The 19,326-nt window shown below is 70.0% G+C and carries 13 protein-coding genes; 4 read left to right on the top strand and 9 right to left on the bottom strand.

Annotation, left to right across the window (positions count from 1 at the left end; translation table 11 throughout):
* Position 1 precedes the first annotated feature (1 nt).
* From AC3A6G_RS11135 to AC3A6G_RS11125, 3 genes are read left to right on the top strand one after another with little or no spacing between them, the layout of a single operon-like run.
* On the top strand, positions 2-1,036 hold the full coding sequence (locus tag AC3A6G_RS11135; protein WP_487873626.1) for an amino acid ABC transporter substrate-binding protein: 1,035 nt from the start codon (positions 2-4) through the stop codon (positions 1,034-1,036).
* A complete protein-coding gene (locus AC3A6G_RS11130) occupies positions 1,033-2,031 on the top strand; it encodes an ABC transporter permease subunit (RefSeq protein WP_487863832.1) in 999 nt (332 codons plus the stop codon). The genes AC3A6G_RS11135 and AC3A6G_RS11130 overlap by 4 nt, the downstream gene beginning before the upstream one ends.
* Positions 2,028-3,083 (top strand): amino acid ABC transporter permease, encoded by a 1,056-nt coding sequence (locus AC3A6G_RS11125; protein ID WP_487859020.1) that lies wholly within the window; start codon positions 2,028-2,030, stop codon positions 3,081-3,083. The genes AC3A6G_RS11130 and AC3A6G_RS11125 overlap by 4 nt, the downstream gene beginning before the upstream one ends.
* Before the next feature lie 18 nt (positions 3,084-3,101).
* Here AC3A6G_RS11125 and pgm read toward each other — a convergent pair whose 3' ends face one another.
* Positions 3,102-4,769, bottom strand: coding sequence for a phosphoglucomutase (alpha-D-glucose-1,6-bisphosphate-dependent) (gene pgm / locus AC3A6G_RS11120; RefSeq protein ID WP_487859021.1), 1,668 nt, complete (start codon positions 4,767-4,769; stop codon positions 3,102-3,104).
* A gap of 199 nt (positions 4,770-4,968) precedes the next feature.
* Between pgm and AC3A6G_RS11115 the strand changes: the two genes are divergently transcribed.
* A complete protein-coding gene (locus tag AC3A6G_RS11115) occupies positions 4,969-6,342 on the top strand; it encodes a putative bifunctional diguanylate cyclase/phosphodiesterase (RefSeq protein WP_487873625.1) in 1,374 nt (457 codons plus the stop codon).
* Positions 6,343-6,361: 19 nt separating this feature from the next.
* Here AC3A6G_RS11115 and AC3A6G_RS11110 read toward each other — a convergent pair whose 3' ends face one another.
* The 8 genes from AC3A6G_RS11110 to AC3A6G_RS11075 all read right to left on the bottom strand — a co-directional run bounded on the left by AC3A6G_RS11110 (position 6,362) and on the right by AC3A6G_RS11075 (position 19,310).
* Entirely contained in the window at positions 6,362-10,624 is a 4,263-nt protein-coding gene (locus AC3A6G_RS11110; RefSeq protein WP_487873624.1) for a cellulose biosynthesis protein BcsC, read from the bottom strand.
* Positions 10,600-11,841 (bottom strand): cellulose synthase complex periplasmic endoglucanase BcsZ, encoded by a 1,242-nt coding sequence (gene bcsZ, locus AC3A6G_RS11105; protein WP_487873623.1) that lies wholly within the window; start codon positions 11,839-11,841, stop codon positions 10,600-10,602. Before bcsZ ends, AC3A6G_RS11110 begins: the two co-directional genes overlap by 25 nt.
* A gap of 34 nt (positions 11,842-11,875) precedes the next feature.
* Positions 11,876-14,266: a cellulose biosynthesis cyclic di-GMP-binding regulatory protein BcsB gene (gene bcsB / locus AC3A6G_RS11100; RefSeq protein ID WP_487873622.1), complete on the bottom strand. Its 2,391-nt coding sequence runs from the start codon at positions 14,264-14,266 to the stop codon at positions 11,876-11,878.
* Entirely contained in the window at positions 14,263-16,452 is a 2,190-nt protein-coding gene (gene bcsA, locus AC3A6G_RS11095) for a UDP-forming cellulose synthase catalytic subunit (RefSeq protein WP_487873621.1), read from the bottom strand. Before bcsA ends, bcsB begins: the two co-directional genes overlap by 4 nt.
* On the bottom strand, positions 16,449-17,234 hold the full coding sequence (gene bcsQ / locus AC3A6G_RS11090; protein ID WP_487873620.1) for a cellulose biosynthesis protein BcsQ: 786 nt from the start codon (positions 17,232-17,234) through the stop codon (positions 16,449-16,451). The genes bcsA and bcsQ overlap by 4 nt, the downstream gene beginning before the upstream one ends.
* Positions 17,235-17,236: 2 nt before the next feature.
* On the bottom strand, positions 17,237-17,623 hold the full coding sequence (gene bcsR, locus AC3A6G_RS11085) for a BcsR/BcsP family cellulose biosynthesis protein (RefSeq protein ID WP_487859028.1): 387 nt from the start codon (positions 17,621-17,623) through the stop codon (positions 17,237-17,239).
* Positions 17,620-18,225, bottom strand: coding sequence for a cellulose biosynthesis protein BcsD (gene bcsD / locus AC3A6G_RS11080; RefSeq protein WP_487873619.1), 606 nt, complete (start codon positions 18,223-18,225; stop codon positions 17,620-17,622). The genes bcsR and bcsD overlap by 4 nt, the downstream gene beginning before the upstream one ends.
* 65 nt (positions 18,226-18,290) lie before the next feature.
* Positions 18,291-19,310, bottom strand: a complete 1,020-nt coding sequence (locus AC3A6G_RS11075; RefSeq protein WP_487859030.1) for a sensor domain-containing diguanylate cyclase — start codon at positions 19,308-19,310, stop codon at positions 18,291-18,293.
* Between the last annotated feature and the right edge of the window lie 16 nt (positions 19,311-19,326).

The raw sequence follows: 19,326 nt of genomic DNA, 5'->3' as shown, positions 1-19,326 counted from the left end.
AATGAAAAGCCGATTCCGTCCCGCACTCGCCCTTGCCGCCGCCGCCGCCATGGTCGCCGCCGCCGCGCCGGCCCTTGCCGGCAAGACCCTCGATGCGGTCAAGCAGCGCGGCACCCTCAAGTGCGGCGTGACCAACGGCGTGGCGGGCTTCTCCGCGCCCGACACGCAGGGCAACTGGTCGGGCCTGGACGTCGACACCTGCCGGGCCATCGCCGCGGCGGTGCTCGGCGATGCCAAGAAGGTCGACTTCGTGCCGCTCAATTCGCAGCAGCGCTTCTCGGCCCTGCAGGCCGGCGAGATCGACATCCTCGCGCGCAACACCACCTGGACGCTCACGCGCGATGCCTCGCTGGGCTTCAACTTCACCACCATCACGTACTACGACGGCCAGGGCTTCCTGGTGCCGAAGAAGCTCAAGGTGACGAGCGCCAAGCAGCTCAAGAACGCGACCATCTGCACGCAGTCGGGCACCACCAACGAGAAGAACGTGTCCGACTACTTCCGCGCGCAGAACATCCCGGTCAAGACCGTCGTGTTCGAGAGCTTCGAGGCCTCGTTCAAGGCCTTCTTCTCGGGCCGCTGCCAGGCCTTCACCACCGACGCCTCGGCACTCGCGGGCCTGCGCAACAAGGAAGCGCAGAACCCCGACGACTACCTGATCCTGCCCGAGCTGATCTCCAAGGAGCCGCTCGCGCCGCTGGTCCGCCGCGGCGACGACGAGTGGTTCGCGATCACCAAGTGGGTGCCGAATGCGCTCATCGAGGCCGAGGAGTACGGCGTCACGCAAGCCAACGTCGACCAGCTCAAGGCCGCCAGCAAGGACCCCGCGCAGCAGCGACTCGTCGGCACCGGCGAAGACCTCGGCAAGCTGCTCGGTCTCGACAAGGAATGGTCATACCGCGCGATCAAGGCCGTGGGCAACTACGGCGAGATGTTCGAACGCAACGTCGGCCCCAAGTCGGTGCTGAAGCTGCCGCGCGGCGCCAACAACCTCTGGAGCAAAGGCGGCCTGATCTACGCACCCCCGGTGCGATGAGCGGGCGGCCATCGCGCCGCGGCGTCTGGCTGGCCTGGGGCCTCCAGGCGCTACTGGTGCTGGCCGTGCTGGCCGGTGCCGTCTGGGTGGTGAACCATGCGCTCGAGGTGCTGCGCGCACGCGGCGTGCGCTCGGGCTTCGACTTCCTGGCCGAGCCCGCGGGCTTTCCGATCAGTGAAGGCTGGCTCGATTTCGACGCCAGCCAGCCGTCGTGGCGGGCCTTCCTCGCGGGCCTCGTCAACACGGTGCGCGCGGCCGTGCCGGCGGCCATCTTCTCGGTCGTGCTCGGCACGCTGATCGGCATCGGCCGGCTCGCGCCGCACGTGCTGCTGCGCGGCATCTGCACCGCCTACGTCGAGCTGCTGCGTAACGTGCCGCTGCTCGTGCAGCTGCTGATGCTGGCCTTCGCCATCGCCAACCTGCTGCCCGACCCGACCGAGCCGGTGCCCCTGCTGCCGGGCGTCTGGCTCAGCAAGGGCGGCCTGAACGTGCCCTGGCCCACGGCGGGCGAGGGCGGTTGGTGGCCCACGCACCTCGAATGGCCCGAGCTCGGGAATTTCGGCGTCTTCGGCGGTGCGGCGCTGAGCCCTGAGTACGTGACCATCGTCGCGGGCCTGTCGCTGTACTCGGCGGCCTTCGTCGCCGAGATCGTGCGCGCGGGCATCCTGTCCGTTTCGCAGGGTCAGGTGCTGGCCGGGCAGGCGCTGGGCTTTGGTGCGGTTCAGCAGTTGCGCATCGTGGTCCTGCCGCAGGCTCTGCGCGTGATCGTGCCCTCGCTGACCAACCAGCTGCTGAGCCTGACCAAGAACTCGTCGCTCGCGGTGGCGGTGGGCTATCCGGAGCTGGTGTCGGTGGCCAACACCACCATCGGTTCGAACGGCCGCGCCTTCGAGTGCATCGCGATCATCATGGCGGTGTACCTGCTGCTGTCGCTCGTGATCTCGCTCGTCATGAACCGCTACAACGCGCGCGTCGCACTGCGGGGCTGGCAATGAGGCACCCCGCGACGCCCGTCGCCTGGCAGAGCGAACTCTGGGGTTCGCCGTTGCGCGCGCTGGCCACGGTGGCGCTGCTCGCTCTGCTCGCATGGGGTGGTTGGCTGGCCGTCGACTGGGGTGTGCTGCATGCGGTGTTCCGGCCCGACGCCGACGCCTGCCGCGCGCTGCAGCACGGCGCCTGCTGGGGCGTGGTGGCCGAGAAGTGGCGCCCGATGCTGTTCGGCCGCTTCCCGTACGAGGCGCAATGGCGTCCAGCCATCGCGGTGGTGCTGCTGTCGGCGGTCACCGTGCTCAGTGCCTGGCCGCGCACCTGGCGCTGGTGGCTGGCGCCGCTCTGGCTGGTGTCGCTGGGGCTGTTCGTGCTGCTGATGCGCGGCGGCGTCATGGGCCTCGACTACGTGCCGACCAGCCGTTGGGGTGGTCTGCCGCTGACGATCGGCCTGGCGGTGGTGGGCCTCGCGCTGGCCTTTCCGCTCGCGCTGCTGCTGGCGCTCGGGCGCCGCTCGCACTGGCCGGTGTTGCGCACGCTGAGCGCGAGCTACATCGAGTTGGTGCGCGGCGTGCCGCTGATCTCGGTGCTGTTCATGGCGTCGTTCCTGCTGCCGCTGCTGTGGCCCGCGGGCTGGCAGCCCGACGTGCTGGTGCGCGTGCTCGCGGGCCTGGCGCTGTTCGTCGCGGCCTACATGGCCGAGATCATTCGCGGCGGCCTGCAGGCCGTGCCGCGCGGGCAGACCGATGCCGCCATGGCGCTGGGCTTCGGCCGCTGGCCGGTGCAGCGCGACATCGTGCTGCCGCAGGCGCTGCGGCTCGTGGTGCCTGCGCTGACCAACAACGTGGTCGGCACGCTGAAGGACACCTCGCTGGTCACCGTGGTCGGGCTGTTCGAGCTGACCGGCGCTCTTGGCCTCGCGCTCGGCGGCGACCCGACCTGGCGGCCGTTCTATCTCGAGGGCTATCTGTTCATCGCGGCGATCTACTGGACGCTGTGCTTCGGGCTCTCGCGCTACAGCGCGTGGCTCGAGATGCGCCTCGGCCAGGGCCGGCGCTGACAGGAGGGAGCGCGGCCTTCAGCCCGCCAGCGCCTTGTCGACCAACTGCTGCGCCTCTTCGAGGATGCGGCCCAGGTGCTCCGGCCCCTTGAAGCTCTCGCCATAGATCTTGTAGATGTCCTCGGTGCCCGAGGGCCGCGCTGCGAACCAGCCGTTCTCGGTCACCACCTTCAGGCCGCCGATGGCCGCGGCGTTGCCGGGAGCGTGGCTCAGCACCTGCTCGATCTTCTCGCCGGCGAGCTCGGTGGATTTCACCTGGTCGGGCGACAGGCCCGAAAGCTTCTTCTTCTGCGCCACCGTGGCTGCCGCATCCACGCGGTTGGCCACCGGCCGGCCGAGGGCCTCGGTCAGTTCGGCAAAGCGCTCGCCGGGGTCGCGGCCGGTGCACGCGGCAATCTCGGCCGAGAGCAGTGCCGGCACGATGCCGTCCTTGTCGGTGGTCCAGACGGTGCCGTCGCGCCGCAGGAAGGTGGCGCCCGCGCTCTCTTCGCCGCCGAAGCCGAGCGACGCATCGACCAGACCGTCGACGAACCACTTGAAGCCCACCGGCACCTCGTACAGCCTGCGGCCCAGCCGGGCGGCCACGCGATCGATCATGCGGCTGCTGACCACCGTCTTGCCCACCGCCGCCTGCGTCGGCCACTGCGGCCGGTGCGTGAACAGGTAGTCGACCATCACGGCGAGGTAGTTGTTGGGCTGCAGCAAGCCGGCGCTGCGCGTGACGATGCCGTGGCGGTCGTGGTCGGTGTCGCAGGCAAAGGCGATGCCGAAGCGTTCCTTGAGGCCGATCAGCTGGTGCATGGCATCGGGCGACGACGGGTCCATCCGGATGCGGCCGTCCCAGTCGAGCGACATGAAGCGGAAGGTTGGGTCGACCTCCTCGCGCAGCACGTGAAGGCGTTCGAGCTTGTAGCGCTCGGCGATGGCGGGCCAGTAGCGCACGCCCGCGCCGCCGAGCGGATCGACGCCGAGCTCGATCGGCACGCCGCGGATCGCATCCATGTCGAGCACCTGCGCGAGGTCTTCGACGTAGGTATTGAGGTAGTCGTGGCGGTGCGTGGTCGACGCGCGCAGCGCACGCTCGAGCGGCATGCGCTTCACGCCTTCGAGGCCGTTCGCCAGAAAGCCGTTGGCCGCGGCCTCGACCGCCGAGGTGACGTCGCTGCCCGCGGGGCCGCCATGGGGTGGGTTGTACTTGAAGCCACCGCTCTCGGGCGGGTTGTGCGACGGCGTGATGACGATGCCGTCGGCCAGCCCGGTGGTGCGCCCGTGGTTGTAGCGCAGGATCGCGTGCGACACCGCCGGCGTCGGCGTGTACTCGTCGTCCTGCGAGAGCATCAGCTCGACGCCGTTGGCCGCGAGCACTTCCACCGCGCTGTCGAAGGCGGGCGTGGAAAGCGCATGCGTGTCGATGCCGAGGAACAGCGGGCCGTCGATGCCTTGCCTCTTGCGATGGTCGGCAATGGCCTGGCTGATCGCGAGCACATGCCATTCGTTGAACCCGTTGTCGAAGGACGAACCGCGATGCCCCGAGGTGCCGAAGGCCACGCGCTGCGCGGGCACCGACGGGTCGGGACGGTGGCTGAAATAGGCGGCCACGAGGCGGGGCACGTTCACCAGCAGATCGCTAGTGGCCGGTTGGCCGGGAAGGGCGGCGGCACGGGGCGCCTTGGTAGCAGGGCTCATCTTTGGGTTCTCGGGCTCGGGGAATTTTGAAGAAAGGCGGCGGCGGCGGCCGGCGCAGCATACGCCGCGGCCCGGCCAACCCAGGGTTCTAATATGATTTCGCGGTGCTCGCCGGTGTCAAGGTGTTGCGAGTCCCATGCGAACGTAAGCGGCTGCCGCACGCCGCGTCCCATCGATTGCGTTTTTCAGCCACTGACTTTTGTCGCTCCAACCACCACCCTCTTCAGCGCAGGACCTGTACGACGCAGGTTTCAAGCGCCTCCCGCCCGACGAAGTGCTCCGCCCGCTGATCGCCGGCTGGGCGCGCGAGGGCAAGCGTTGCACGGTGGTGTGCTTCATCGACCTCGACCGTTTTGCCGAAATCAACCGGCGCCTCGGCATGGCCGGGGGCAATGCGGCGCTCGAAGAGGCGCACCGCCGCGTCCGGTCGCAGATGCCGCGCGAAGGCGTGCTCGCGCGTGTGAATGGCGACGAATTCGCCGCGGTGTTTGCGGCCATCGGCAGCCCGCAGTGCCACCAGGTGCTCGAACGCATGCTCGCCGAGCTGGCCAAGCCCTGGAAGTGGGGCGGCCACACCGTCGATCTGCAAGGCAGCCTGGGCGCGCGGCTGCTCGATGCCGACGGGCCCGCGCCCGAACTGGCGCTGCGCCAGGCGAGCCATGCCGCCTACCTTGCCAAGCGTGCCGGAGACGGCCGCGTGCATTACTTCGATGCACCGCAGGCGCGCGTCGACGAGCAGCTGGTGAAGGCGCGCCGGCGCATCCAGGAAGGCCTGGAGCGCGATGAGTTCTTTCTTTGCTACCAGCCCAAGGTCGACATGCAGCGCGGCGTCATGGTCGGCGTCGAGGCGCTCATCCGCTGGCAGCATCCCGAGCGCGGCCTGCTGCAGCCGGGCCAGTTCGTGCCGCTCACCGAAGGCGACGAACTCGCCGAGCGCATGGGCGACTGGGTCATCGGCGCGGCGTTGCGCCAGGCCTACGAGTGGCGCGCCGCGGGCCTGCGCACCGCCATCAGCGTGAACGTGAGTCCGCAGCACATGATGCGCTGGGATTTCGTCGATCGCCTCGCGCAGCAGCTGGCGCGCTTTCCGCGCCTTGGCGTCGGCACGCTCGAACTCGAGATCCTCGAGACCACCGCAATCAGCAAGTTCTCGGTGGTGGCGAACTTCGTCGAGGCCTGCAAGGACCTGGGCGTTCCCGTGGCGATCGACGATTTCGGCACCGGCTATTCGTCGCTGACCTACCTGCGCCAGCTGCCGGTGACGTCGGTCAAGATCGACCAGTCGTTCATCCGCGGCATGCTCGAAAACGAGCAGGACAGGGCGATCGTGCAGGGCATCCTCGCGCTGCTGAAGGCGCTGGACCGCACCGCCGTGGCCGAGGGCGTGGAAACGCTCGCGCACGGCGAGGCCCTGCTCGCCATGGGCTGCACGCTCGCGCAGGGCTACGGCATCGCGATGCCGCTGGCGGCCGGCGAGATACCGCGCTGGGTGAAGGACTTCGAGCGCGTGCCGCTCTGGGGGCCGCACCAGCACCGCACGCAGGCGGTGCCGGTGCCGTCGCCAGGACGCTGAGCGCCGCGCGCACCTCGCGTCAGAGCAGCGGCGTGTAGGGCGAGGTCAGCGGACGCAGCGTGGTGCCGCTCGGCACGCCCAGCGTGCTGGCGCCGTCGAACAGGTAGCGCAGATAGACACTGCCCGTGAACTGCCGGTAGTCCTGAGCGTTGTTCAGCCCGACCGAGCCACCGAGGAACATGCGCGGCGCGAGCTGGTACTCGAGCACCGCTGCCAGGTTGTAGGCGAGGCCGGTCTTCGAGGTCTTCGGGTAGGCGCCGGTGTAGATGGCGTTGCTCAGCCCGAGCCTGAAGCCCTCTGCTGCGGCCTGTCCGGCGGCGCTGTTGCGGCTGCTGTCGGTCGGGAAGTAGGGCGCCTGTTTCTGCGTGAACGACTGGATGCCGAGCGACGCATTGACACGCCACGACAGCCGGTCGTTCCGCCCGCTCCAATCCACCGGCAGCGACAGGGCCACGAAGCTCTGCGGACTGAAGTAGCCGCCATGCCCGAAGGTGTAGTAGCTCAGGTTCTTCTCGTAGCCCATGAGCCCGAGATTGAGGCCGAGCGTGAGCTTGTTGGAAGGACGGTCGAGCAGGTGAATGTAGGCGCCGCCGCCGGTCTCGAAGCGCGAGTTGCTCGCCACGTTCTTGCCCGAGATCCCGTGCAGCGCGCCGTAGCCGTAGAAGCCGTAGGTGCCGTCGTCGTAGCCGATGTCGCCGCGCACGCCGGTGGCCACCACGCCGCCCCAGCGTTCGCCGGTGCGCTCGTCCTTGGCACCCGCGAACGACAGCAGGCTGTCGGTCACGGGGCGCCGCGACAGGTCGGCCTTGTACGACCAGGCATCGCCGAAGTTGCCCTTGAAGGTCGCGTTGCCGATGATGTTCACTTCCTGGAAGCCCAGCGGCGTGGTGCCGATGCTCGCGCCGAAGTTCTTGCCTTCGTAGCCCACGCTCAGGCCGATGCCGGCCGCGTTCTGCTGGCCCGGCGAGGTGCCGCTGCCGAGCGCGGTGAAGGCGGGGCCAGGGCCGCCGCCGAAGCGGCTGGCGCTGGCGTAGTCGCCCGCGGGCGAGCCCGCATCGAGCACCGTGGGCGTCACGCCAACGACGATCTTGCCGTCGCCCACCGGAAAGCGTGCCTCGATCGGGATCTCGAAATCGGTCAGGCGGCTCAGGCCGGGTTCGCCCGCGCGGTTGCGAAGCACGGTGCCGGCGGTCAGGCTGACCGAACGTTCCGTTTCGATCTCGCGCAGGGCCGCAGCGGCCGAATCGGCTGGCGGTTGCTGAGCGCGCAACGGAGCATTCCAGCTGGGTGAGGACGTGGGCACCTGCGCATACACGGGCGCGACCGGCGCGGCGCCTGGCACGGGATAGGACTGCAGCGGCTGCGGGATGTAGGCCGGTGCCTGCTGTGGCGCGGCGTTCGCCGCGGGCGTCCGCGTGTTCCTCGCGCCCGCGGGCTCACTGCCTCGGCGGCGGCGTGCGCCCGGCGCCTCTGCGGCCGGCTGCGCGGCCGTGGGCCACGGCACCGCGCCGGGCGCCGCGGCCACGGGATAGGGCTGGCCCGGCGGATTGAAGTTCGCGGGCGCGGCAGGGTAGGCCGCGGCATACGCCACCGGCTGCATCCCTGGTTGCATTCCCCGCTGAGCAAACGGATTGCCGCCACCGCCGGCGACTGGCAGCGGCAGGGCCGCGCTCGGCGCGCCGCCCGTCATGCCGGCGAACGGATTCGAAGGCGGCAGCCCGCCCGACGTGCCCGGCCCCATGCCGGGACCCGCGGCCAGCCGGCTTTCGGCCTGCACCACGGCGCGCAGGTATTGCTCGGCCTTGCGGCTGTCGCCTGCATTGCGGTAGATGCGGCCGGCCGCGGTCAGCACGCGCGCCTCGTCTGGCGCTTGCTTGAGTGCGGCCATCACGTAGCTTTCGGCGTCGCCATGCTCGCGCAGCGCGCTCGCGCTCGCGGCGGCCGCCAACAGGGTGTCGAGGTCGGTGGGGCTGCGTTGCAGCACGCGCTGGTAGAGCGCCAGCGCCTGTTTCTCGTCGCGTGCGGCCGCATAGAGGCGCGCCAGCGCGGCCAGCACCTTCGGATCTTCGGGCCGCTCGGCCAGCACCGGGGCCACGGCGTTGTAGGCCGCTTCCAGGTTGCCGGCCTCGCGCAGCGCATCGGTCTGGCGCAGCGCATAGGCCACGCGCAGGCTGTCGAAATCGGCACGCTGTGCGGCGGTCATCTGCGTGCCCTGCAACTGCCGAAGCACGGCCGACAGCTCGATGTCCTGCCGCGTCTTGAGCAGCACCGATGCATAGAGCAGCCGGTCTCCCGTGCCGGGTACGGGGGTGCGCGCGAGCAACTGGCGGCTCATGGCCAAGGCGCGCGGGGCATCGCCGACGTCGGCGTAAGCGCCTGCAAGCTGGCCCCAGATCTCGGCCGGCATGTCGTTGCTGAGCGAGGCCTCGGCCTGGCCGAGCACCTGGCGTGCGGCCGCGACCTGTCCCTGTCGCGCCAGTGCCTGCGCGCGCTCGGCCTGCGACTGCGCCCAGAGCCGGCGCTGCAGGGCGGCCATCTCGCGTGTGCGCGACGCAGCGGGTATGCGTTCAAGGTACTGGATGCCGCTGGCGGCATCGCCGATCTCCGAGGCGAGCAGGGCGCTCGCGAACAGGGCGTCGGGCATGTCGGGCTGCGACATCAGCAGCCCCTCCATCACGCCGCGCGCCTCGGACACCAGGCCCTGGCGGCGATACATGTTGGCGAGGTCGAGCCGCACCCACGGGCTGTTGGGCGCCGCGAGCATCGCATCTTCGAGCGTGCGCTGCGCGCCGGGTGCGTCGCCGGCATCCGCTTGCTGTTTCGCGCGCGCGCGCGCCTGTTCGACCTGGATGTCACGCAGGCCGCTGCCGATCTGGGCGGCCTGTTCTGGCGTGAGGCGGCGCGAGAGTTCGAGCGCCTCGTCGGCGCGACCCTGCCGGCTCAACACCGCGACCAGCCCCCGCAGGGCCTGCGCATCGGCTGGCTTGCTTTCGAGCACGCGCCGGTAGCCCTGTTCGGCCTGCGGCAGGTCGCCCGCGGCAGTGCGGACGTCGGCCAAGGCGATCTGGCCGACGCTCTCGCGCGCGTCGATGCGGACCGCGCGCTCGAGCAGCGACTGCGCACCGCGCAGGTCGTTCTTCTCGCGCGCCGTGCGGGCCTGTCCGACGAGGTTCCAATAAGTGGCGCTCTGCAGCGCCGAATTCCATTTGCCGCCGCCGCCGCGCGCCGCCTGTTCCAGCAGCTGCTGCGCTTCAGCGAAGCGCTCCTGCCGCAGCCGCACGAGGCCGAGGCCACCGAGCGCTTCCGCATCGTCGGCCTTGTTGCGCAGCGCCTGCTGGAAGCGTGCCTCGGCGGTCGCGGCGTCGCCACGGTCGAGCGCGCGATAGCCTTCGCCCAACGGCACGCCGGGCGAGGACGCGGCGGTCGTGCGTCCGGCCTCGAGCGCCTCGAGCCGTGCAGCGACAGCGGCGTCTTTCTCGTTGCCGGCCAGGAAGTCCCGGTACAGCGGGATGTCGGGCGCGCGCGCATCGAGCCAGATGAGCGCCTGGCGCCAGCTCGCGCGCGCGGCGGCGCCCACTGCAGGCTGCTTGGCGAGCTCCGCCAGGCTGCGGATGCCTTCGCGGCGCGTGCTCTCGCTGTAGGTGCGGAGCTGCGCGAGGGCGAGCTTGTAGCTGGCGTTCTCGGGAAAGTCGCGCACCAGCTGCTCGATGCCGCGTCGGCCTTCGTCGGCGCCCTGCGGGGTGCTGCTGAGCACCTGGTAGAACTCGAGCGCGAGCGATGGCGGCGGCGGGCGGTTGTCGAACTGGTCGCGGTAGAGCTGGACCGCCTCGGCGGCACGGCCGGCGCGCGCCGCGCCGCGTGCGCGCTGCAGCAGGCTGCCCTGGCCCGGGTTCTGCGCCTGCTGTTGCAGGCGTGCAATGCGCGGATCGTTCGGTGCGGCAGTCCGCAATCTGGCGATCCAGCTGCGCGCGGGCTCGGCGTTGCCGCGCGAGAGCTCGACCTGCGCCATGCCGTGGAGGGCGTCCGGCGACTGCGGATCGATGGTCAAGAGCTTGCGCCAGCTCTGCTCCGCCAAGTCGGCGCGGCCTTGCGCCAGCCAGTAGGCACCCTGCTCGACCAGCGCGGAAGCGGCGTCGGCCTGGGCGTGCGCCTGCGGGGCGGCACCCAGTGCACCGAGCATGCCGAGGCAGGCGAGCCACGGCGCGGAACGGGAGAAGCCGCGCGGGCCACGGTGCCGAAGCGGTTGCCGCGGCGTCTTCATGCCGCGCGGGGGGATCGACATAGCAGTCTCCATTGGGTTTGCAGCTGGCCGTTGGGGCCGAACTGGTAGCGCCCGTCGAGCCAAGCCTGGCCGAAGAGCAGCAGCATCTGTTCGTAGTAGGGCAGCACCGAGGTCGCGGTGCCGCCGGGCGGCGCCTCGGCGCGCGAGTTCGGCAACCGGGCCAGCTCGGCGGCGAGCGCCTGGTCCATGCCCTGCGCCTTCAGGTAGGGCAGCAGCGCGCCGGCAAAGCCAAGCGGGCCCACGCCGCGCCCGGCGCCCGTTGCGGTGTCGACCTGTTCCGGCATCGGCTGCCGCTCGGCGAGCAGCCGCTTCGGGCCTTCGAGGCTGCGCAGCAGCGCGCGGCGGTCGGGCGATTGCTCGGACACCATGCCGGCCCAGAGGTAGACGCGGATCGCGTCGTAGCTGCCGACGGGGCCTTTTTCGGGGTCGGCCACGAAGGCGTTTTTGTCTTCCGACCAGGCGCACCAGTCTGGCGAGAAACCGCGCGGCGCCGTGGCCGCAATCAGCCGCAGCGTGTTGTCGGCCACCTCGCGCCACGGCCCCTGGGTGTCGATCTGCTCGAAGTAGCGCAACAGCTGCAGCGGCATGTAGCTCGGGTTGAGCCGCCACGCCGGACCGCTGGCCACCGCGCGCGACCATGGCAGCAGCATGCGCCCGAGACCGGGCAGGGCGATGACCTCTTCGCGCGCCACCAACGCCAGCAAGCGCCGACCGAGCGTGCCGTAGCGCGGCTCATTCCAGAGCCGGGCGGCTTCGATCAGTGCATAGGCGATCCAGAGGTCGGCATCGGAGGCGGGGTTCTTGTCGAGCACGCCCCAGCTGCCGTCGGATGCCCGTCCCCATTGCCATGCCGGCAGGTTTTTCGCGAGGCTGCCGTCCGCGAGGTTGGCTTCGGCCCAGGCGAGCACCCGCGCGAACAGCGGCCTGTCGTTGTGCACCAGCGCGAGGAACATCGCGTACGACTGGCCCTCGGAGGTCGAATGCTGCTGCGGCGTGTGGAAGTCGACCACGCGGCCGTCGCGCTGGACATGGCGGGCCACGAAAGCAGCCCAGTCCGCTGCCGGGTGGCAGGTGGCGGGCAAGGGCGCGGTTCTAGCCTGCGCGCGCGCCGCACCAGCCCCGGCCAATGCCGAGCCGGCCGCCGCGGCCACCAGCAGGCGGCGCCTCGTGTCCGAAAGGGGGCGCGTACGCGGGGTGGGATTCGGGTCTTTCATCATGGCTGCTGCCTCCGTTCGCACATCGTGGGCCGCGTCACTCCAGGCGCCTGCGGGCGCGGATCTGCAAACTCGCGTAGGCCACCGCCGCGCCCACCATCGCCAGCAGCACGATGAGCCCGGCCAGGAGCAGCGGGCTGCGCGAGAGGTTCCATTGCACCCAAGCCACCGGTGGCAGGCGGCCGACATAGTAGGTCTCGCTGCCCAGCACGCTGTTCACCTGGGTGTCGCGCACGATGGCCATGCTGCCCTGCACGCGCTTGAGCAGGTCGGGCGTCATCAGCGCATTGAGCAGCGCGTCCTTCGAGTTGCCGTCGGCAATGGCCGCGACCACGCTGCGGCCGCTGCGAAGCGGCGATTCGAAACCGGCCAGCACCGCGTCGCGGCCGTCGTCGCTCACCGCGATCTGCATCGTGCCCGGCAGGTCTTCGCGGGTGCGCGCGCCGATGACGAAGTCGACGGCGCTGTCGATCCAGCGCGACAGCGCGAACTGCGGCGCTCCGCCGTCGCCTGCAGGCGCGTCGGCGGTGCGCTTGAGCGGCATGCGCTCGGCCCACTGGGCGAACAGCGGCTGGTTGCGCAGGCTGCCGATCACCAGCAGGTCCTTGTCGGCCCATTTCGACACCTCGGCCGAGCGCCCGACGCTGACGCGCAAGGCCGGGTAGCCGGTCGCATGGCCGATCTGTCCCATCAGGCCGAGGTAGGTCTCGGTGTCGGCGGGATCGGCCTGGTCGGGCAGGATCACCGCGGTTTCCGACAGGTCGGCCATGCGCGAGAACGGGAAACCGCCGTTGGCATAGGCCGCGAGTTCGGGCATCGCGATGTAGTGCGGAAAGTCGGAGACGTCGATGGTCGAGGTCGGATCGATCGCACCGCGCACGTTGTCGAGCTGCGGGATGCAGCGGCCCGCCACCGGTTCGAAGTAGTAGTGAAGCCGCAACTGGCTGCGCGCGCCCATGGCCAGCGGCGGCAGCATCATGTCCTTGCTTTCGGCCAGCGTGCCGTCGGGCATGAGCTTGACGGCCAGTTGGTTGTACCAGCGGTCGCTCGTTGGATTGGCTGCGCGCAGCGGCAGCGCGCCGATGAAATTCTCGTTGACGTTGATGTTCAGCGTCGATTGGTCCGGCCGCACGCGCGGCGTGTAGCGGTAGCGCAGGTCGAGCGGGATGCCGCGGCTGCGCCAGGTGAACAGGTCGGGCGGCAACTGCAGGTTGACACGCACCACGTCGGGGTTGTAGCCGGCCACCGAAAGGCCGGCGGCGGTGGCAAGTTCGCCCAATTGGAGCGGCCGGTCGCTGGGCACCCAGCGCGGCGCGTCGTAGGGTTTGCGGGCAGGCGGCTCCTGGAACGCGGTGATCGCGCTCGTGGCGCCCGACAGCGCGCGGCTGTTGAGGGCCAGTGCGGCGGCCGCCGCGCGCAGCTCGGCCGCGTCGCGCCCCATCACCAGCAGCAGCTTGGCGGTTGGCTCCTGCGGATGATCGACCACCGCCAGTGCCGGCCCCTGGATCGCAGGCAGCACCAGGCCGGGCAGACTGGTGTCGGGCGTGGCGAACACCACCGCATGGCCGTCCGGCAGCTCTCCGCGCGAGACGGGGAACACGGCACCACGGTAGTCGGCGAGCGCGCCGAACCACGACGAGACAACGCCCGCCGCCTCGAGCAGCGGCCCCGACTCGGCGGCGCCGAACACGAAGGGAATGCGCGCGCGGCGCACGTCGCGCCGGTCGAAGAAGGGCTGCGGCAGAGTCGCGAGGTCGTTGGCGAGCTTCAGCGGCGCCACATTGAGCCGGAGCGTGCTCGATGCATCGATGCGCGCCCAGAGGCTCGTGTGCGCCGGGTCTTCGCACTCGCGCGTGTAGTGGCCGACCAGCTCGAGGTTGATGCGGTTGAACTCGGTGATCAGCCGCCGGTCGATGGGGATGTCGGCGCTCTGCGGCCTGCCGGCCTCGGCGCGGTTCACCGCCAGCGTGGCGACCAGCACGTCGTTCACCGTCACCTTCAAGTGCGACAGCTCGGGGATCAGCGCGGGCGAGTAGGCGTAGTTGAGCCGCAGCGAGGCGGCTGTGACCAGTTCGTCGGCGCGCACGTTGAACGGAATGCCCACGGTGCCGCTGATGCCGCGCAGCTGGATCGCGTAGTCGATGCCGAGCTGCGTCAGGTTGAGTTCGCGCACCGTGCCGCCGGCGGCGGCCTGGATGGCCATCGGCGTGGCGGCGCCCGCGGCGCCGGCCTGCTGCTGGGGCGGGATCGCGAGCGTGGGCACGGCCGCCGGAGCGATGGCAGGCGCCGCCGGAGCGGCCTGCGCCCAGGCCTGGCCGGCCGCGGCCGCCGCGAGAGCCAGCGCGCCCAGCAGGAGCGCGCCCGGCGTTCTCGCGGCGGCACGGGGAATGGATGGCGCGTGGCGCGGCGGTGTCAGGGGGCTCGTCACGCAGGTTCCTTCTTCGTTCCGGCAGTGCGCTTGGAAGGGCGCAGTCGAGACGCGGTGGCACGGTAGTAGTGGGAAAACATGTCTTTGAAGCCGACGCCGCTGATGCGCACCAGATGGCCGAGCACGCGGTGAATGCCCACCCGCGGATGGTTGCCCCAGCGCGCGGCCCAGATGTCCGCGCGCGCGGTCGTGCATTGCACCAGCGCGCGCTCCTGCGCGAAGCTCAGCGGCGCGAAACGCAAGCCCACGCGGCGCCCCCTGCTGAAGCGCACGGTGGCCGGGAAGCGCGACTCGGCGTCGCCGCGGTAGAGCGCCACCTCCACCGGCTCGTCGATCTCGAGCGGCACCTCGGCCGGCAGGTCCAGGCCGAGGCCGCCGGTCGAGAAGTCGTAGGTCGTGCAGCGCATCGAATGGCCGTTCGGGAAGTAGAGCGCCGCCGGCACCTCGAGCGTGACCCGGTGCGCGCTGCGGACCTGACGCGATTCGTTGGCCGCCGCCACGCAGGCGCCCAGGATCATGAGGTTGTAGACCGTCCAGGCCAGGTTGAGCCACACGGTGCCGATGTTCTGCGGATCGACCCAGGTGAGGCGCCACAGGCCGAGGCCCACGCCGATGAAGTTCAACGCCAGCAGCACCAGGCTGGCCTTGGCGATCGAGGTGTCGAAATACTCTTGGCGGATCAGGCCGCCCTTGGCCGTCACGTTGAAGCTGCCGAGCTTCGGGTTGATCAGCGCCACCAGCGTCGGCCGGAAGATGTACCAGGCCAGCACCGCCTCGTAGACCTCGTTCCACAGCAGGTACCTGAAGCGCCCCTGGATGCGGCTGTTCGTGAGGTTGGCGTGCAGGATGTGCGGCAGCGCAAACGCGAAGATCATCGACGCCGAGGCATGGATCACGCTGGCGCCGAAATACAGGTAGGCCAGCGGCGCCGTCAGGTAGATGAGCCGCGGCAGCCCGTACAGGAAGTGCAGCATCGCGTTCAGGTAGCACAGGCGCTGCGCCCAGTGCAGGCCGCGCCCGAACAGTGGGTTGTCGACGCGGAAGATCTGCGCCATGCCGCGCGCCCAGCGGATGCGCTGGCCCACGTGGCCCGACAGGCTTTCGGTGGCCAGCCCCGCGGCCTGCGGGAGCGCGAGGTACGCGGTGTTCCAGCCGCGCCGGTGCAGCTTGAGCGCGGTGTGGGCGTCTTCGGTCACGGTCTCGACCGCGATGCCGCCGACTTCTTCCACGGCGCTGCGGCGCAGCACCGCGCAGGAGCCGCAGAAGAAGCTGGCATTCCACAGGTCGTTGCCGTCCTGGATCAGGCCGTAGAACAGCTCGCCCTCGTTGGGCACGGTGCCGAAGGTGTCGAGGTTGCGCTCGAACGGATCGGCCGAGAAGAAATAGTGCGGCAGCTGCACCATCGCGAGCTTCGGGTCGCGGCCGAACCAGCCCAGCGCGATCTGCATGAACGAGCGCGTGGGAATGTGGTCGCAGTCGAAGATCGCGACGTACTCGCCGCTGGTGTTCTTCAGCGCGGCATTGATGTTGCCGGCCTTGGCATGGCGGTTGTCGTCGCGCGTGACGTGGGTCACGCCCACGGCCTCGCAGAATTCGCGGAACTCCGGGCGCCGGCCGTCGTCGAGCACGAAGATCTTCAGCTTGTCGCGCGGCCAGTCGATCGACTGTGCGGCCAGCACTGTGGGCCGCACCACCGACAGCGGCTCGTTGTAGGTCGGGATGAACAGGTCGATCGTCGGCCAAAGGGCCGGGTCGTCCGGCAGCGGCACCGGCTTGCGCCCGAGCGGCCACGCTGTCTGCACGTAGCCCAGCAGCAGCACGACAAAGGCATAGAGTTCGGCCGCCAGCAGGCCCACGCCGAGCACCAGGTCGAGCGGGTTGTCCATGTACATCGTCTCGGTCAGGCGCCAGTAGGTGTAGCGCGAGGAGACGATCACCGACAGCAGCATCATGACCAGCCCTGCGAAGTGGCCGCGGAAGCGGTTCACGAACAGCGCCACCGCGAAGATGCCGACCGAGAGCACCAGCTGCTGCTCGAAGGTCATCGGCGCGATGATCAGCGCCGGCAGGGCCGCGAGCAGGATCAGCCAGCCCGCCAGACGCACCGGCCACAGCCGCAGGAACGCGGGGGCAGGGCGGGGCGGGCGTTCGTCGCCGGGTGCGGAAGAAGGTGAGGGGCGGTTCATCGAAGGGTGTCCATGCGCCGGTCGGTGGCGATGCGTGCCAGCAGCCGGTCGCTGCAGACGGCGAAGTCGTGTGCCGCCTGGCTCAGCGGGGCGTAGCGGTGCACCGGCAGGGCCGAGGCCAGCGCCTCCGACACCGATTCGTCCTGGTGCAGGACGCCCAGCAGCTGCGACTGCAGGCGCGCGCGAAGCATTTCGAGCACGTCATGGTTCAACCGCCGGCTCGGCGCCACCTGGTTGACCACATAGGCGCTGCCGCCGAAATCGGCGCGGGGCCGGCAGTATTTCTCGATCATCTTCTCGACGATCGGCAGCGTGGCAAACGAGCCGGCGTCGGCCAGCACGGCCACCACGCAGAAGTTTGCCGCGCGCAGCGCCTGCTGCATGTAGACCGTGGCGCCGGGCGGCGTGTCGATCACGACCAGTGCATCGTCGGGCAGCGCGAAGCGCGCGAGCGTCTCGCCGAGCCAGCCGGGATGGCGCGCAAGCTCCTGCTCCAGCCCGATCTGCTGCTCGTCGTCGACCGTGCCGAAGGGCAGCACCACCGTGCCGCCGTGGCCCGGGCGCATGGCCTGTGTCCAGGGCAACTGGCCCGACGCGGCTTCGGCCAGGCCGTCGACGCAGGCGTGGGGATTGGTGGCGAGATGGAAGCGCAGCGCGTTCTGCGGATCGAGATCGATCGCCAGCACCGGGCGGCCACGCTGCGCGAGTTCGGCGCTGAGGTTGGCCGCGACCGTCGTCTTGCCTACACCGCCCTTGGATGAAACGACGGGGATGACGACCATGCTCACGTCGGCCTGCGCCAGCGTGACATGGGACCGGGCGCGGGCTCGGTGCGCTGGGGGGTGGCGAGCCGCACAAAAAGCGCTTGCAGCTCGGTGGGGCGCTGAAGGTCTGCCGGGGGCAACGAGCTTGCCGCAGGTATGGTGGGAGACGGGAAGATCGCCGGCGCCACAGGTGGTGGCGGTGCTGCCTGGACCGGCACCGGTGCCGGTGCGGCAGACGGCGGCTCGGCCGCCCGCTCGAGCGGTGCGCCAGCGAGCAGCGGCCATGCGGCACGTCCGTCGGCGCCGGTCGGTTCAGGCGGCGCGAACTCCTTGTAGTTTTGCGAGTCGCCGCCGAATTTGCGGAACAGCCCGGCCACGTCCTCCGCAGAGGGGTTGTCGATGCTCATGCGGAAAACCTCGAAAGCCGCAGTTCGATCATCGCTGCGGGCTGTGCGGCGTCCGGCTGTGCCCGCACCTGCAGTGAAGGGGGCATGCGCTGGCTGCCCAGCCAGGTCTGGTAGGCGCCTTCGAGGAACCCGGTGGTCCATGCGCTGGCGTCCGCGCCGAAGGCCATGGCCAGCGGACTGCAGGCATGCCGGATGACGAGCGCATCTGGCTCTTCGCGCAGCGTGCTGTAGCCCCAGTCGATGCCATCCCAGCGGCTGTTGAATTGCGCTTCGAGTTCGCTCAGGGTGTCGCAAGGAGGCACGGGAAGCGTGCGCGCCACGCTTTCGCCGATGCGGAAGAACAGTTGATGGAGGTCCTCGGGCGGAAGCCCGGCGCTCAGTTCCGCGGCCAGAGCTCGGTTGAATGCGAGCCATTGCGGGCTGCACGCCCTGCGTTCGAAGTGATCCAAAAACTCATTCATTGCTTCCATGTCGGCACATTCTCTGGGATGCGTTAACGATTGACAATCATTTGAACGCTCCGTATGAATTTGGAAACAGCTTCGAACAGAAGACAGTTTTTTCCCTAAACGTTTACGCATACGGAGGGCGAGCGGATTCATCCGGCGTCGATCTGCGTCAGCGTTGGTCAGGGGGGAGCGCAGCCGGCAAGTGGCCGGCCGGCCGATCAGTGCGGCAGGCTGGCGCGGCGGGCGCGTTTCACCGCGTACATCGCGGCGTCGGCTTGCCGCAGCGCGTCTTCCGCGCCGGTGCTGCGCGGATCGACGGCCACCGCACCGACGCTCGCGCCCGCGTAGCTCAGCACGACGTGGCCGAGCTTGAAATCACCCGCCGTGGCTGCGGCCACGCGGTCGGCGAAGGCGAGCGCGTCGGCTTGGGCGTCGGGGTTCGCGCGTGCGGGTCCCGGACACGCCGCCACGAACTCGTCTCCTCCCAGGCGCGCCAGCAGGTCGCCGGCGTGCAGGCTGCCCTGCAGCCGCTGGGCCATGGCCACGAGGAACTCGTCGCCGGCGTCGTGGCCGTGCAGGTCGTTGACCGACTTAAATCCGTCGAGGTCGACGAAGGCGACCACCACGCCGCGACCGTCGCGTTCGGCCTGGGCCAGCAGGCGTCGCAGTTCGTCGAGGAAGGCACGCCGGTTCGGCAGGTTCGTGAGCGCGTCGGTCGCGGCGCGGGCGGCGAGTTCGGCGTTGGCCTCGGTGAGGCGCTGCAGCAATTGCTCGCGCTCCACGTGCTGGCCGATCAGCCGTGCGAACAGCCCGAGCACGTTGAAGGCGTTGTCAGGCAGCGGCCGGCTCTGGGCGCTCGCGGCGCACAGAGTGCCGTAGAGGCCGCCGCTGTCGGTGCGCACGGGCGTGCTCACATAGGTCTGGATGCCGAGCTGCCGGGCGGCATCTGAGTCGCCCCAGCATTCGGCCACGTTGTCGGTGTAGACGCGGCCCTCGTCGAGCGCGCGCTTGCAGAGCGTGTCGCCCCAGGGCACCGCCAACCCCTCGGGAATCTGCATCTGCCGCACGTTGCGGGCATAGAGGATGTGCTGCAGGCCCTGCGCCGAGTCGATCCGGGTCAGGTAGGTGGATTCGAGGCCCGTCACCGCCTCGAGCATCTCGAGCATGGGACGCGTCAGGTCTTCGAGCGTGCGGGCGGACGAGACGGACGTCGAGAGTTGGCTCAGCAGTGGATCCATGGGCCGCATTCTGCCG

The sequence above is a fragment of the Variovorax sp. Soil_C_26 genome, from assembly GCF_057657075.1.
The sequence above is the reverse complement of the archived record's forward strand: the minus strand, read 5'-3'. Positions and strand labels throughout refer to the sequence as shown.

Excerpts from the sequence above, each read along its gene's own strand:
- AC3A6G_RS11135 (WP_487873626.1), top strand. The coding sequence starts at position 2 with ATGAAAAGCCGATTCCGTCCCGCACTCGCCCTTGCCGCCGCCGCCGCC.
- AC3A6G_RS11130 (WP_487863832.1), top strand. The coding sequence starts at position 1,033 with ATGAGCGGGCGGCCATCGCGCCGCGGCGTCTGGCTGGCCTGGGGCCTC.
- AC3A6G_RS11125 (WP_487859020.1), top strand. The coding sequence starts at position 2,028 with ATGAGGCACCCCGCGACGCCCGTCGCCTGGCAGAGCGAACTCTGGGGT.
- pgm (WP_487859021.1), bottom strand. The coding sequence starts at position 4,769 with ATGAGCCCTGCTACCAAGGCGCCCCGTGCCGCCGCCCTTCCCGGCCAA.
- AC3A6G_RS11110 (WP_487873624.1), bottom strand. The coding sequence starts at position 10,624 with ATGTCGATCCCCCCGCGCGGCATGAAGACGCCGCGGCAACCGCTTCGG.
- bcsZ (WP_487873623.1), bottom strand. The coding sequence starts at position 11,841 with ATGATGAAAGACCCGAATCCCACCCCGCGTACGCGCCCCCTTTCGGAC.
- bcsA (WP_487873621.1), bottom strand. The coding sequence starts at position 16,452 with ATGAACCGCCCCTCACCTTCTTCCGCACCCGGCGACGAACGCCCGCCC.
- bcsQ (WP_487873620.1), bottom strand. The coding sequence starts at position 17,234 with ATGGTCGTCATCCCCGTCGTTTCATCCAAGGGCGGTGTAGGCAAGACG.
- bcsR (WP_487859028.1), bottom strand. The coding sequence starts at position 17,623 with ATGAGCATCGACAACCCCTCTGCGGAGGACGTGGCCGGGCTGTTCCGC.
- bcsD (WP_487873619.1), bottom strand. The coding sequence starts at position 18,225 with ATGAATCCGCTCGCCCTCCGTATGCGTAAACGTTTAGGGAAAAAACTG.
- AC3A6G_RS11075 (WP_487859030.1), bottom strand. The coding sequence starts at position 19,310 with ATGGATCCACTGCTGAGCCAACTCTCGACGTCCGTCTCGTCCGCCCGC.